Below are 17,438 nucleotides of genomic sequence, written 5' to 3'. Positions count from 1 at the left end.
TAACCTTCTATACTAAATCTCACTCGGAAAATGTATTATGCACAACAGCCTCCAATTTATTCACACTTATATCTTCAAATAATATTTCGAACATAATTAGATTAACATAAACAATATAAAGTAGATCACTTTCATCTATACAATAGTTATACAATTCGACAAATGGAGCAGAAAGTATCCCAAAGAAATTCCATAATTCAAACTGAACTAGTGATTTTGGTATGTTTGTTTTTGCCCCCCGATTAGAGTTATTTATTATACCAAAATGTGAAGTTATACCAATTCCTCTAAAGCTATTTTTATTTTCACGAAAAATCAAACATACCTTATAATCATCTGTTAGATTTTTTGATATAATATGTACTTTTTTAGTGGATAGGCTTCGATCATAAGTAAAGCCATAAGCTTCAAGTTGAGTTTCAAAGAGCAACTTCATTACATTATCTTTACAAAACTTCTTATCATACCCTTCCAATAAAACTACTCCGCTTCTGTGAAGCATTTCCTCATATTCTATTAATGTTTTTTGATACCAGTCAGTATAGTGTTCACTCTGGCTAATAGAACGAATTTTCCTTTGTAATTCAGAAGAGACTAAATCTAATGGCTCTTTACTTTCTTTATACTTATCTTTACAGCGTAGTTCTAGTTCATTAATGTAAGGAGAAGTATATCCTCCCATAGATGCTCTAACTTTAGTATCCTCTATTTTGTATTTTTGATGAGCACTCTCATCCAGGTTAAAGTCATCAATAAGGTATTTATAGGCATCATCTAGCAACATGTAGCTAGATATTCCACGCTCTAGAAGTTGATTTTTCCTTGCCTTTGCATCATCAATTAATGGCAAAAAAAAATCTGATAATTTATGGTGATAATATAGGAGGTTATTCAAATTCATTCACATACACACTTTCATTCTAAATAATATCAAGGATAAAAGAAAAAACATTTATTACTCGACTTAAATTTACAGTCATATTATTAATTATTCTTCAACTCTTAAAATTTATGTACTAACTAAAAAATAGTGAAGGATAATAAAGTTATGTAACTAAACCATACTATCCTTCCAGAGCTTTTATAATTTTCAATTAATAACAGGGCAAGATCGGATACTACTTTGGTTACTGTCACTATTGATAGCAGGAACAGTTTTATCAACTGCTCTCTGATAGTTCAACAAATTTTGCGCTGTCATCTTATGTGCATCATAATAGAATACCCCACTGTGGTCATTCGCATACAACACTATTTCATAGTATGCATCTTCAAAAAACATTGCTCCGGCTCCCATTAATTCTGTACCAAGGAGTTCAACACCCGTACCAGCAACAAATGGGGATCCGCCTGATGTATAACTTGACAATTGCTTTTCAGCAAGGACATTCAAAGGGCCACTGGAGTAACTAATTGGCTTCAGTTCCCATACTTTATTTCCTAAAGTATAATCTGGACGACCTTTTAAAAAACTGTAGTTTTGATCATAGGAGACTGGTATACCTCGCCCCCTCAGAACACTGAATACATGTTTATGAGTAGCACTGCCAAAATGCATGGCTTTCCATTTAGCTGCTCCCCAATCCGGATCTACATACAACCCCCAAGTATCCGAAGATTGAACTGGATTTCCTAGTACATAACCATAGGTATTAACCCCACCGGCCAAGCCAATAGGATCAGACTGGATATACCGGCCAATACTTGGATCATAATCACGGAAGTAATTGTAACTGTAGCTAGACTCACCATCATGATATTGACCTGGGAACCCGAAACCTTGCTCACTTTTCACGGGTTTGTAACTTTGCCCAAATGGTAACGTATGGCTTTGCCAAGTTAATTCACCAAATACATTGGATTGTGCCATAGGAGACCCTAAATGGTCATTGTGCATGTACTCAATCACATGAGAGCCACCTATAGTTCTGATGCTGGCAACTCGTTGCTTGTTTAGATACACATATTCAACAAGAGGTTCCCCATCTGCATTTGATTCTGCTACGAGTAAATTATCTTGGTCAAAATGATAGTGTGTCGTGGTTTCCTGACCGTTAACTGCAACCAGAACTTTAGCCACTCTTTGTCCTTTAGCGTTATAGATATACTCAACGTGTGAGCCATCATTAAAGGCTATTTTACTTAGTCGATTGGCTGCATTATAAACCAAAGACTTACCCTTCAAAGTATCCAGTATTGTCTGACCATTTTCATTATAATTGAATACGCGTACAGGTTTAACGCTCGGTGCAATCAGCTGCAACTGGTTACTGTTCATCGCATACTGATAGGTTTCATCTTCAAGTACTTGTCTATCTTTTGACACCCACTTGCGATTGAGTCTGTTGCCCACTTGGTCATAGCCATAGGTCAATTGACCGTATTCGCCTTGAGCAAACGTGAGTCGACCTAAGTTGTCGTACTCAAAATGTTGAGATACCCCATCATTTTTAAGGCTAATAATATCGGTAATTTGGTCTGCTGCATTGTAAACATATTGTCTATTTAACAGACTGTCTAAACCATTAACAAGCTGGATAGATTCAAACTGACCATCCAAATCGTAAGTGTTTTGTTGACTAACACCATTGCCAAATGTGATGACTTCAGGCGCTTCCAATGCTAGATACTCTACATCTGAAACAAAAGAAGTTTTGCTGCCCTCAAATGAGTTACTAGAAATAGCATTCACACGACCAGCGTTATCATAATTATAACGAATGACCATACCACTCGGGTAAACTCGCGATTCCAACAGCCCATCATCTGCATAATTAAAATACTGAGTAAAGCGCTTACCTTGTACTTGATAGGTGTGTTCCACCAATTGACCAAGTGCATTGTATTGATATTGATTGCTACCGCTATTGTCAACGACATTTGTTAATTTCCCTATTGCGCTATGTTTAACTCTTTCTTTTGAAGTTAAATTACTGCCTTTTGAAGGCTCATCGTATCTATAATATACATTCTCGTTGGCAGCTTCAGCGTAGCTAACATGGGTAATGCGCCCAATTGCATCATATTCATAGCTAACCTCTTGTCCTGAATTGTCAACTTTTTCGATGACTAAGCCCGCAGCGTTATGTTTATACACGGTAGTACCTGTATCAGGACTTATCTGCTTAACTTTCTCACCAAAGCCATTGTATTGGTACTCTGTGGTTAATCCACGCTGGTCTGTAACTTGGGTAACTTTATCTTGTGCACCATAGTATTGATGAACTACACCACCGTCTGAGTCGATTGTTTGTACAAGCCTGTTTAAAGCATCAAACGCATGATGTGTCGTATTACCCAGACCATTTGTCGTTGAGGCCACCTGTCCATTTCCGTTGTACTGATGAGAGACTTGAGAGTTCACGCCAACTTGTGCAATTAGCTGGCTAAGTTCATTGAACTGTTGCCTCTGCTGCTTCACTAGTTCGCCGTTACGATTTAAGACATTTTTCTCAATAGGATTGCCTTCAGGATCTCTGACGTATTCAATTGTTTCACCTAGGTGATTACTCATTGTTTTGACACGATAAGCTTCATCATAAGTGTAGCGTGTTACCCCTCCATTAGGGTGTGAAATACGCTCAATCAGGCCTTGTCCTGAATTATCACCACTATGGGCATACTCATAACGCGTTGTAGCATCTACTCTTTCTCCGTCAACAAATGTAACGTTTGTTTTGCTACTGACCCAGCCACTCTCGTTATAAGTAAGCTCCGTAATAGAACCATTCGCGTGAGTAATTACTAAAGGACGCCCAGATGGATTGTGTTTAGTCACTTCAGTTTTATGTCCCAGGGCATTCGTTATTGAAATCTGGTTACCCAACTCATCATATTCGTACGTCGTAACGTCAGCAACATCCGTACGCGGCCCATCTACTTCAACAACTAAACCTCTTGAGTTGTAATCATAGTTAGTCGTACGACTCGGAAATATTTCCATCAGATTTTGCAACCAGCTTTGCTCTGCAGTTAAATCAAATATTGTATGACTCAACAGTAAACCTGAATCCGAATATTCAAACACTTGCTTAGCTTTCTCTGTTTGGATGAGTTTCTTTATCGGGTATACGTCATGCCATTCCGTTAAAGTCACGCGTTCAATATCTGTCCCTAACGCTTCCGTCCTGCTGATTTCCAGATCTCTGTCATTATACGAGTATGTGGTTACTACGCCGTTCCAATCTGTACTTTTTATGACATTTCCACGGCTATCATATTCATATTGCTGATTAGTAGACAGACAACTGGTACCACCATCTCCAGCTACATTTAATGGCTGATTACTATCATTGAATGTATAGGTCGTTTTGTAACCGAGCGAATTTGTAACAATACTCTGGTTGTTGGGCAAAAACCTGATGTTTACTTTCTCAATGTCACTGCCTAACGCACTGGAAACAGCTCTTCCATTATCATCATATCTCACTTTATGAAGAATATTCCCTTGTTCATTACTTATATGAGTGATAGCAGATCTGTAATCATAGTTTCCGTAATGATACTTTTTATAGCCACGTTCGCCACCTTGGCTGGCAGGTCGCAACGCTTTTACTAACGTTCGATTAGCTAAGTTGTACTCATATTCAAACGTACCTTCAGGCGTTTCTAACTTAGTTAGTAAACCTGCAAGATTATATTCTAGATGGATCTCTACACCCATACTGTCTGTTACTGAAGTCAACTTGCCGTTGTTGTACTTCAAAAACTGTTGATACAAGCCTATCTCGTGAACTTCAATCAAACGCCCTTGTTCATTGAAGATCTCTGTAGTCCCGTCAACTAACTTTAACGCCCAACCGCTATCGATTTGCTGTAAATGCTCTGAGCTATTGGCTGTATTCTCATAAGAATCATGTTTGTTATTTTTGCGACTAAAGGTTAGCTCTTTCTTATTTAAACCCAAGTATCTAACAAGCTGCTTATTGCCTTTGATGAACTCAAGCTTCCTGTCAAAATTGTGGCTCCAACCCATGCCTAAGCTAGATTTAGTCCTAGAATAGCTAAAGTAATATCGCTCGAACTTAAGTCGGCTATTTCCTGCTGCTTGATAGTCTCGCATGGTGAAATACTTTTCACCTGTGGAAATATTAATCGGATTTGGTGAACAAATTGAACCAGCTCTGCCATTATTGCCGCTTTTTGAGTCAAGCAAACTCCAATCCTGCACCATAGCACTCGTAAACGCTGCACTATAAGCGCCGTTAGCAAACTTGCCTCCTGTAATTTCCGAAATTGTGCCACCGACAACGGCTGATATTGCCACATTGGCAATTGGATTGGATGTAAAGCTAGAGCCGCCTACCGCAGAGTTTAAACCAGCCGCCCAAAAACCATGACCAAAATTACCCCCATTAATGTCTGCTGCAACGCCTCCTACCAAACCTTGAACTACAAAGCTACCTACAGGGCCGAAGTTTTGACCTCCCATATATGAACTCGCAGCAGAAGTTAAGCCTGCTTTAAGTGCCTGGGATGAACTCCCTCCCATTGCTCTCGTAAATTCATAATTCCATGCGGCTGCACAGGCTGATTGAGCAGGACCACAATAAGCAGTAAGCATATTCCCCACAATACTAAGCAACTCTGATCCAAGAAACTGGGCTGCTGCTCGTATCACTCTTCGACCTACGCTTTTCAATGGATTTGTGATTTTATCCCACAAATACCCACTCGGATCCGTAAACGACAGCGGATTATTCAGCACATAACTATATCGGTTATAGTTCTGCAAATTACTCGGCGCTTGTACAAACGGATCGGTTTGCATAAACCGGCCAGTATCTGCATCGTAAATCCGACCATTCATATGAATGATGCGCGTATCATCACCAAACTTAACGGGTTCGTGGCCTGTGTACGCTCTTTGGTTACTTGCTACAGTCCAAAAGAGTCCTGTTTCAAGCGCCCAATTTAGTTTGTCTATGTCATTGTTTGGCATCAAGACTTCTGATTGCTTGCCAAATACGTCATAGCTAAAACGCTTTAAGAGCTTACCACTATGGTTAACCACAGCAACAACTGAGCCTTGATGGTCTGTAAACAACCACTGTATGCTCTCTTGACCATTCTCATGGTAAGTTTTTACCGCATCGTTGCCAATATTTCGACGAATGTAAGTTTGAGCAGATAAGGCCTCTGAGCCACTTTCTTTGACTATCTCAAGTGCACCCACATAGAAAATGGTTTTATTGCGTTCAACACGTTTAAAGCGTCGGTTATTGGTATCGTAACTAAATTGAACTAACTCGCCATTGACCGTAATGTGCGTTGCCTTATTACGTGCAGAGTACACCACATCGCGTTGATAGTCAGTGCTGCCACCGTTTGTCCTCTTCGCGCTGATTTGATTACCATTTTGGTCGTATTTAAACGCTTCAACCTGACTGCCTTTCACACGGCTTGAAATTGCATGAGGCCTTGTATCTTCATAGTGCTGCGTCCAACCAGACTTCGTCGTCAGATTGCCATTTGCGGTATAGGCAAATTCAGTCTCACCATTAACTGTGGTGACGCGATTTAAGTCGTCATAGCCAAATTGGCTTATCTCAATTTGCCCACCATCTAATGAAAATGCGCGTGATGTGAGATTCCCTAAGCCATCAAATTGATAACTATGTGATTGAATATAACCATAGCTGCCTTGCACAGCCAAGTCGCTCAGGAAACCCATATCGCCATAACCAACCGACATCGCAAAGCGACCCTTGCTATAGTGAGTAACACGTCCAGCGCTATCCGCTTTCGAGAATTGGTAGTAGAGTGTGCCGTTAGTACCTTCTCTCGCTTCTTTCTTTGTGACTACTTGGCCCGCTCGATAGGTTAAATGAACTCCTTGTGCTTCTATATATTCATTTCTATGTGCGAGTCGGCGGTAGTCATCAAATTGTTGGAACACCCTGCCAAATTCATCAAACGTTGTCAGTTGAACAACACATTGGCTGCTATCGACTGATGCGAGGTCAGTGGATATTCGCACATCTTTACTTGAGGGTTCGTACCAAACATGGTCTGTGCTTTTGCACTCAAGCGCAGTGCTATCAAAGTCGGTTACCGAGGCGACATTGCGGCCAAATCCATCGTAAATATAACCTTTTGACCAGTCACGGGTATATTCGTAGGCTAACCGATGCTTTTTCTCAGTGTCATACACCCAAGTCGCAACGCGCGCTCCGTTAACATCATGAGATACTTTTCGGCCAAACACATCATAGCCAAAAGTCTGTACATTACCGTTGGCATCTGTTTGTTTTATCAAATCCCCAAAGGCGTTGTAGTCATATGTCCACGTACCGCTGTCTAGGTCGGTTTGGCTTACCTTCAAGCCAGTAAGTAAGTTATAGCTGTTTTCAATCAATACTTTGTTGTTATCAGCACTTGACTTCACTTTCACCACTTTGCCAAGCACATTGTATGTGTAAGTTAACACATTGCCAGCATTGTCGGTTTCCGTTGCTTTTTCACCGTATACGTTAAACGTTGTCGTTTGCGTTTGTGAATCACCTGGCACATTGCCTGTGACAGTACTCGTCGCCGTACGACCCGCTTTAGTCAGTGTCGTCACAAGGCCCGTTTGATTGTCTGTCACCTTCACCGGATTATCAAACACGTCATACACGGTCTCTGTGCTCTGTAACCCCGCCGGTAGCTGCTTAACCACTCGACCCCATGCATCATAATGCTGCTTTGAGTAAAGCCACTGACTGCCAGGTGTTTGCACTTTACTGCCAATTTCTCGACCGAGTTTATCTAAAAACGTCTGGCCTAACAGCTCGTGATTCTTGTAACTGTTAATTGCCACAGCACAATTGTCGACCTCAAACGGACACGCAGTGCGCACGGTGTACTGCTGAGCACCTGTTGCTGAATGACTGCCAATTGCCTCACCAAAATCGTCATATTTGGTGTATTGACGAACGCCATCCGAATTGCTTGACTCCGTGACTTGCCCGAACTTATTACGACTAATTACATTGAGCGTCGTTATATCTGCCGTAGAGTGTGAGTCTGCCTGTGATGAGGGGTCAACAATGACCTTACTTTTTACATAGCGACCATCTGCGTCATAACGCGTCTGCGTTTTTCGTGTGGTATTACCTGAGCAACCTTGCGTTTTTCCACTGGTTTCTTTACTAACCACATTGCCCACTGCATCGTAGCTGTAACTGGTTTTCAGATACTCATTACAGTTGCCTTGCGGGTTTATCACCTCTGATATCAGCATGCCATCGAGGGGGCCCCCAGCGTGGTAAGTAAACTCACTACGTTTTTCCAACTGCGCTGACCCATCGGTGCGGGTCGTTGTGACATCCACCTGATGTAAACGCCCTAACTCTAGCCAATCATCACTGGTGTAATACGTATTGTTCGTTGTCACAGACGACAACAATTGACCGCTGGTGTGACTTATAAAGTCACTGGCGTTTGCTGCATCGTATTGGTCTACCTTTATGCTTGTTACATTGGCAAACGGGTCTTGCTGGGTCGTGGTGATACTACAGTTATAACCAGAAACCCCATATTGAATCGCACCCGCGTACTTTACATCCATGCGCGCAGCGCATTCACGACTACGATGTGCATATACAGTAAAATAGCCTGGCTTCTTGTCGTTGTTGTCCGCACATGTGTCAGTTGTATTGTCACAGCCATTAACATGGTATTGATAGTCATTTTTTGCATCGCTTATCACCACATTGGTGTTATCAACCGTCATGGTTTTAAGCGTGCGGGTTGGCATACCAATCAATGGAAACGCTTGGCTGTACTCTGTTCTGGTTTTAAAGGTGATACCGTCTTTTTGCGTTGTCGTCGTCAACGCTTCAAAGCCCAATGAGCCTCTGCCACCAAATTGTATACGAGCGCCTTCGTAATGATAATCAACTGCCAAGTCGATATTTGAAGTCACGTCATCAATCGTTTGTAGCGACCCCGTTGTTACGCGCTCGACTAAAAAGGCACCGCCATATAAATCATCTACGCGTGCATTTGATTGCAGGCCAAGTGCCTCTGTTTTACTGTGCTCTCCGAGTGTATACAGGGTAGGATCTGACGCTAACCCATAGTTAATCTCGGTTTGGTTACCGTAACCTTGGGTAACCCGCTTTAATATATTCGGTGGATCAGCGCGATATAATGCCTCTTTTACCTTGAGCTGATTGCCTATACTCAATATCAGTTCTTCAACACCATCGTGGTCATAATCCAAGAAGAAAATACTATCAGTCACCGAAAGCTGTTCACCTAACTCATATACTGGCTCATGGTTGGGTATCTTGAAGGTAGAATCGGCTGGATCCCACTCGTAACGATACAAATAGTAATGTCGGGTGAGGTTATCTTTACCCACGACATACAGTTCAGGCATGCCATCTTTATCGAGATCTGCCTGAATAGGCGCTATATGCGTGTCTTCCGGTTTGATATTGGCACTCGTTGGTGATGGCAGAGTTATCTCTGTCCCCTGAGAGTAAAAAGTGCCTGAGTACGGTTTTACCAGTGAAAAAGCCCATTGTTCATCCGCATTAACATAACCATAATCAACAATCCCATCGGCGTTGACGTCCATTGGCATCAATCGGCTATGGACTAGTTGGAGCGACCGGCTATCTCCAAATTTATGTTTATCGGCACGGGTGTCATATTGATTGAAATGTACCAACACAACATCTCGTTTACCAGGTGTGCGACAACCTGAATAAGCGCAATCCGACGTCACCACATCAGCTAACCCATCAAAGTTGACGTCCATTAAATAGAACGGTTTGTCATCGTCAATATAGTCCAGTGAAACGGTTTCTTGGATAGGTGACACGTCTTTATCCGTTTGGCTCCACAGCTGTCTGTAGGTGTTGTAATTTTGCCCACCTGTGTATAGCAAGTCAGTAAATCCATCCCCGTTCAGATCACCAAGACGCAAATTATGCATGGTGAGCGTGTTGATCATCGTGCTGTTGTGCCAACGACTCCCGTCGTAACTAAAGTACTCCCACTTGTTATGTGCGTCACTTCTGCGGTTGGCTGTTCTGATCACAAGCCCTTGTCGACCATTGTCCTCTTTGTCAAACGCATACATTTCGATATTATCAGCGGTACTATTGGTATCAATCAGCGTACAGTTTTGTACAGATTGAGATTCAATAACACACAATTGATGCTGACGCGCATTGTTGGTTTGTGCCAAGCTGACAAGGGTTGCTTTGCCGTTACCTAGTAAGTCGACAAATGAGGTGCCAACCACTTTTTTGTTGGCTGGGGCACTAACAAGCGTCGTTGGGGCCAATAGCTGAGGCTGAGCAAAGCTTTGCGTATAGTCAAATGTCACTGGCTTTTTACATACTTCCAGCCTGTTGCTTGCACACTCTCTCACACTTTTTAGCAAGCGTGCGCCATTTGCTGCTGACTCAAACCCAAGGTCAATATGTCTCAGTGTTTCACTGCCTTTATTGATAGAAATATAGGTCAACTCAGCTTGTGACACCATGGTTTTATTCACCGCGGAATAGTCAAATGCGACTTGGCGAGCTGCGCCCTTTTTGTAGCCAAACTTAACGCTGTATTTTTCAGTGCCATCTTCGTTACCGCTGTATTCAATTTTACTCAGAACGGTTTCAAGATTACCTAAAACTTGCTGACTCTCCCCCCCTTTACTGTAGTGATAATGAACAATATTGGGGGCGGTGCCATCACCACGTGCTGCTATTCGGTCCATACTTTGGCGCAGCAACCAACCGTGGGATGACGTACCGCCTAACTCACTGTCAGGCGAGCCGCCGTAAATACGTTTACTGCCATCTTTACCATACACTGCAAACTGTTTAGTACCCGATAGTGCCGGTGCCTCAACCACAACTCTAATTTGTGAGTCCACTTCACTGCGATACTCTGCACCAACTTCGCCCTCAGTGACATCATTGGTCAAAATAAGTCGACTACCATCTAGGCAATACCTGTCGTTACCTACACGCCATGGTCTGATTGCTTCAAACTGACCATCGTGTAATTTTGTCTGTCTGCAACGTGTAATACTTGACCCTGTGGATAACTGCCAACCAAATGCCACCGATGACGGGCCTGACTGACTGTTATACGTTAACGCAACCTCAGGTGTTACGCCTGCAATACCTGCTGGTAGTGGTAGCGGTATTGAATAGGTTGCAGCGCCTTGTTCATTCACCCTAAAGTGACCGGTTGTGGTGGCTAAACTGTGATGCTCTGCAAGCTGATCTACATTTGGCCCGTGATAATTCGCGGCCCGATTAGGGACAGACAGTGGATGAATTTGTCCTTGAATCGTACTGTTTGAGATCTCAATAACCTGTGTGCCAGATGGGTTAGAACAAGCACGGTGAATACGGGTGTCTCCCTCAAAGGTTATTTCGCGTTCTATACACGCCTTAGCATAAAACGTATGGCTACCATTGGGGTAAGCCGAACTGGTGGTCGCTGTTTTATTACGCGCTGCCAGCACGGTTGGCCCCGTGTTATCCGCTGGGTTATGAAATTCAAAATAGTCAATATTTTTATGGTATGTCATGGACGCTGACAGCATGCCAGCCTCTACTTGACTTAAAGTCAGGGTTGGCGATTCGAGCAAACCATCTCTAGGGTCGTATACACGTGTCCCCATCACCCTTTCTATCGCGTCACTCACACCATCGCCGTCTGAGTCAGTTGTCAACTTACACTGATTAGGGTTATGACAGATACCGTAGTAATAAGATAGCGAACTTATCACAACGGGTTCATATCGCTCAGCCACTTCAATAGAGCGAACCAACTGAAGAATTAGCTCCGCTCTTGACAAGCCAGCATCCAGTTCACTGACCCACTGAGCGCGGCTTTTACCTGCAATTTCAGCCCTCACCGTGAAAAACAACATATTACTGATTGAGTCGTAAAAATAGAGGTTGATTAAACTGTCTGGATGGTTCCACTTGCCCTCTGGCGATTGCAACATTGCCTCAGCCACTTCCAACAAAGTCACATTATTGTGGCGCACTGCGTAGGTCAAAAATGACAGCTCAAAGCGACTCAATTCACGTTGTAAAATAACATAGCCGAGCCTTAACAATGGGTATGTTGCTTCATGATCAGCATTGGTCGGAACCCAACCTGCCGGGATGTCTTTATTAAAACCGTCAAGTAATGGCGAGTCTTGTAAGTCGCCCCAAAGGAGCTTATCGACCCCTGCACTGCCTCGCTTTATAACATGAAGCTGATCGCCTGCTGTAGTAACCCATATTTCATTATCACCCACCAACATGGGTTTTTGAATGGTACGTGCACCTAATTTATATACGTATTTGGTGTTACCATCTAATGCGTTAAGCGCATATAAAGCCCCATCATCAGAGCCATAAAACAGCGTGGCATCGTTTTGCGTTTTACCAACCAGTAAGCCTTCGGCTTCTATGGCACCTTGCGTGGTATTTTTCCATAGCTGCGTGCCATTTTGGCTCCAAGCATAAATGCTATGATCACGAGATCCGGCAAAAATCACATCGGTGCCAATTCCAGCAGTTGTGGCCACAGCACGAGAAGACAAAAACCCGCCCGTTGCATTACACCACTGACGGTTTTGGCCGTCAAAAGCACATAATTGATTGCCCATCCCCACATAGATTTGACCACTTTGCCCCAATGTTGGGGTGTGGTTGAGGGGGTCAATCACTTCGCCAATGTTCTCGCCAGTGCTGTATTCAGCCATTGGGCTGTTAATCAACTGGTTTTTTACACCGACTGAGATCCCACCTTGGTAGTACGCACTATCAGCTCCCTTAGGCAGCGGGAACCTTAAGGTTTGAACACCATTTGCGGCTGTTGTAAGGGACACTTCACTGGCATCTATTTGATGTGGAATTGCTGTGAGATTTTCTTGGATCGAAATTTGGCCTTGCTGATGAAAGCCAGTTCCCTGCACCTCTAAACAGCCCGCTGATGCACACATTTTAGCGAAACTAATCACTGGTGGAGCATGCTGAAGAGTTAATATGCCCCCTTTGATACACTGCTTTGATTCATCAGCAATATTCACATTACACGAGCTAATCATGTATGTTACGTTATGCGTTATCGCAGGGTTCTGAATCTGAAAAGACGTATCTTTAGAATTGGATAACAGCGTTTGCCATACATCAACTGCGATTTCTTTTTCTAACTTAAACCTTACATAGTCGCTATTTTGATCTTCAGACGTCCAAGACAAAGTATAAGGGCCACTTGGCGCCTCATCAATATTGGTAAATCTTGGCGTTAATGGTAGACCACCGCCATTGTTATTGGTGTATGTCGCGCACTGGTTTTTGATTTCATTGTAGTCAGTACTACTCTTTAAGCTCCCATTAAGCGCTACAGCACAATAAGTAAAGGTTTGGTTAAAAGTATTTGAAGCTTTTTGTACAGACTTTGTAATTGTCAGGTTATCACTACTAAAGTGAATATCCCGTAACGGAGTCCATTGCTGCGCATCATTCAGGTCATTACCTGTATTCTCGCTTGCGCGCTCAAATACTTCGTATCTGTCAGCAAAGTTTACTAGCGGCATTGTGATGGTAAAATGCCCAGGGGCATCTGCACTGGGTGTAATGCTCAGTGTAGGTGTCGATGGTGGGACTGACTCAATTTTAAAAAAATAGCTGCTTGCACTGTTGTACTCAAACTTTTTGTTATTGACTTCTATTTGCGCTCGTACATAAAAATTTTGCTCATCGCTGAGTGTGTCGCCGGGTTTCCATTGGAGAGGGAACACTCTAGCCGCCCCTTTTTCAGGTACTGAACCGGGATTAGACACGCTGGCTACCGTATGGCGTTCGCTGCCGCCTAATATTTTGTACATCTCTATAAAGTCAATTTTCGCACCTAGGTGTGAGCGGTCCAACGCACCCAATTTCACATTATATGTATATGTCGTGTTTCTATCATGAATGGTACTTTTAGGCGGATCATCTAAAAGAATACCTATCGGCACAAAAACTGTTAGGTCTAAAGTACTGGAAACCACATCATTTACATCGTTATCCTGCACCAAAATGACTACTGTATAGCTGGTTGTGCTGGTCTCCGCTGCTGGTGCTGTAAAATCAACCGAGTACTCCCCCTCTTCAGCAGAAACGCCACCTAAGCTGATTTGAGTATTGTTACCACAACTGCTAATGTCAGACTGTTTACCCGGTACAATACAGATATTGATTTTATCTTCATTTACCCCACTATTTGCGTCCATGGCTTTAAAGCGCAACGTCACTCTCTCACCCGCTGTCACCAAATCGCTGGATAAGCTAGTATCAGTAATGTTCGGTAAAGACGGTACCTTGATGCGGATAGCATTTGATGTGCCATCACCGGAAGTTGCGGTAAATGTCGTATCTTTAGTCACTGAAAAGGTTTGATAACATGAGGTTGTCCGTTTTTTAGTTCCGTTAAAACATGGAAATTCATTGGGGAAACCTGAGAATGTCAGCGTCCCCTCGCCAGCAGCATCACCGTTTATTGATGCACTGTTTGGCCAGTTTGATGACTGAATATCCGAGTCATTGATATTGATCACCGCATGCACTTCTGTTTCTGCTCTTACTACGGTGTCGTTAGCAAGCTCATCACCATTGGAATCATAAATTGTTAAAGTGATTTGTGTTGTGGTGTTTGGCTCATCTGCGCGGGCTACCGCTATGGTTTTTACTTCTTCTCTATCAAAGACATTTATTGCAACAAATGTAAAGTATCTTGGATTTTCATAGTCAACAGTCAGCGGGATCGTTTGGTTTAAGCTATCATTTGGGTCGAAGTGATTGCTATAGCCACCTCTGTTACAATCACCTGAACGATTACTTTCGCACACGTAAAATGATTTAAGTGGACTGACCGCATCCGTCGCGCTGACAGTCAAAGTCACGTTTCTTTTGTCATTGTTGTCGCGCGTTTCTCTTACACTTATAGTCGGCTTTGAATAGGGCTTAACAATGAGTGTACGAGCACAGTAAACGACGTCTTCCTCCTGGTTTATTTTCCAGCTGTGTTCAGAATTAAACTCATACCGCCCGACGCCAAATTCTCTTGTCACTCGATAAGTATGATTACCTGAGCCTGATGCAACTTGCGTTGTTTCACCACCTGATCTCATAGTCACCTTGGCAAATAAAGACGCCATTGAGGGGTTGGCTAATTCTATGGTGTGCTTTTTGGTTGTCTCATCGAGTTCAAGGGATATAGTCTGCGGTTTAGTGTAACAATAATCAGCATTACTAGCTTGAGCAGTAAAACCAATACACATTAATAAATAAAAACAGAAGGTGTTAAATTTACTCATGCTGACCTCCTGTCTGTTCGGTGTCATCAAGCACTGTGGCTGTCCATTCCACCTCCAACATAGTGTCGTTATTAGCCGATTGCTCATTAAATTCAGCAACCTCCATCTTAGAAGGTGCTCTCAATGGTACAGCTACAGAAAAAAGCACTGGCGGGTCAATCGGTCCAACAATTGGATCATCTCCAGGATCACCACCTGGGTTACCGGGATCGATGGGCTCTGCACCACCAATGTAATTTGAAAACTTAATAGAGGTTAATTTGGTCTCCTGTGAACTCGCATCTTGGTATTGGAAGTAGACTCTGCCTTCTCGGCGATTAATAGCCGGGGTGGCAATAATTGACTCCCCCAGCATAGACACAGGTAAGCTTGACGTATTACGCAACTCCACCAATTGTGGCGCATATTCAAGCACGCGCCCTTTGTGGCTAACAAATACAATACTACTGCCAACGACCCGAGGCCCTTGGTACAGGTCCATAGCAAGTGCGCCAGCTATCACGGCATCCGTTGTTGTTTTACAAGATTTACGCGTTGCGTAGCTGACATTTAACGAACACACATCTCCTGAGCCGTCAATTTTACTGACGCCAAAGTATAAGATCCCCTGCTCGACTAAGGGTTTATTGACCACTTTACCACCCAAAGGAATTGACCAAATTAGTTCGGGGGTGGTTTTTGAATAATCCACTTTATGCAGATTGTTAGCTTTGTCGACGACAAATAAATAGCGATCGCTGCCTCTAACTAAAGTGCGTGGAATAATGTCTATCCCCAAATTGCGCAGTGGCATTAAAAAGCCACTGTCATTAATGGGTGCCTCAATTTTGGCGTGTTGATATAGTAAGGTTCGCGATCGTGTTCTTACACTACCAACACCTATGGTTTGAATTGTATATTCGGTGTTATCGTTTATGCGTACGGGTACACTGCCACTCGATGGTAAATTTGTTAAATAGGTTTGGCCATTTTTTAACAGGTTAACAGTATGAGCACCGCTGCTTTTCCAGCGTATTGTTGAAGATTCCCATGGGTAGACTAAGCTTTTACTGAAAGAAAACTCTTCAATCGCATGCAGATAAGTTGACGCATGTATACGCTCCGCAATAATGCCGTCAGTACAGCCAAATTGATTACAGGGTATAACTAAATAACGCACATCCGATCTGGGGTTGGTAATTTCAATCGAACTTGAATACGATTTGTATTTTTGAATAAAAATGCTGTCAACACCACTAAACTGGCTAGCTTCGCTCATTGGTCCCTGACCAAAGCGGGCTTGATAAACGAGATCTCCTGGATATGCCTGAACGGAATATTCAGTTGCACCTTCAACTTTTGTCCAGGATATTTTATCTGTTTCACCTTTTAGATGAAATGCTAACTCACCATCAGTTAACCGAGGTTTTTGGGATGAAAACCCCAAACATGCAAAGCTAACAAGAGAAAGTAGCACAATATTTGCACACTTAAACTTTAACAACTTTCATTTCTCCATTTAATAAAAGCCGCGAGAAATTAACATAAACGCGCATATTAAAAAAATAAAAATCTCATAAAAGCCTTAAAATGAATATAATTATATTTTTAGTATCAAAGTGGACGTAAAATCAGTAATAAAGTAGTAATTAATAACATTTATTTAAATCAATTGACTGCTTAAAACTTCACCCAATCGCAATGTTAAAAATTTATGAAAGAAGCCCTTGCACTGAAACCAAGTAAAAATATTACTATTCAAGCTGCAAATATAACAACGCTTACCGCACTAGAGTACAAAACGGGCCTAAAAAGCCCTCAAGATAATACCCATGTATACTATAATTCGACTCGGATTAGCTTCAGAACAGAAACACACGGATCAATAACCCCGATTTTAATTCTCTACGCAGGAAATTTTCTCATATTTGCGCTTACGGAAGGATTTTAGACATGATTAACCTAATAACTTTAAAGACACCTTGATACTGGATTTTTAGTGCGCCTTACTGACGAAGCAAGCAGTTCACTACACTGCGCAAAGTTGGCTTGTCGTTTTAACTTTAAATGTTCACATATTAGTGATTTCATCATCTGATGATCGTTTACATCCGCAGCAATAAACATGGCGGCTTAACCCTGCCATGTCATA

General features: G+C 42.5%; 3 protein-coding genes. All 3 read right to left on the bottom strand.

Annotated features, from left to right (window positions below):
* Positions 1 to 19: 19 nt before the first annotated feature.
* Positions 20 to 901, bottom strand: coding sequence for a hypothetical protein (locus J8M00_RS02175; protein WP_211008725.1), 882 nt, complete (start codon positions 899 to 901; stop codon positions 20 to 22).
* Positions 902 to 1,090: 189 nt separating this feature from the next.
* Positions 1,091 to 15,307, bottom strand: a complete 14,217-nt coding sequence (locus J8M00_RS02170; RefSeq protein WP_211008724.1) for an RHS repeat-associated core domain-containing protein — start codon at positions 15,305 to 15,307, stop codon at positions 1,091 to 1,093.
* Positions 15,300 to 16,790 carry a hypothetical protein gene (locus J8M00_RS02165; RefSeq protein WP_211008723.1) on the bottom strand — a complete coding sequence of 497 codons (1,491 nt, stop codon included), beginning with the start codon at positions 16,788 to 16,790 and terminating at the stop codon, positions 15,300 to 15,302. The genes J8M00_RS02170 and J8M00_RS02165 overlap by 8 nt, the downstream gene beginning before the upstream one ends.
* Positions 16,791 to 17,438 lie beyond the last annotated feature (648 nt).

This window comes from Pseudoalteromonas luteoviolacea, assembly GCF_018100925.1.
Classification (GTDB): Bacteria; Pseudomonadota; Gammaproteobacteria; order Enterobacterales; family Alteromonadaceae; genus Pseudoalteromonas; species Pseudoalteromonas obscura.
Note: the sequence above shows the minus strand (reverse complement) of the source record. Positions and strands in the feature narration are given on the sequence as shown.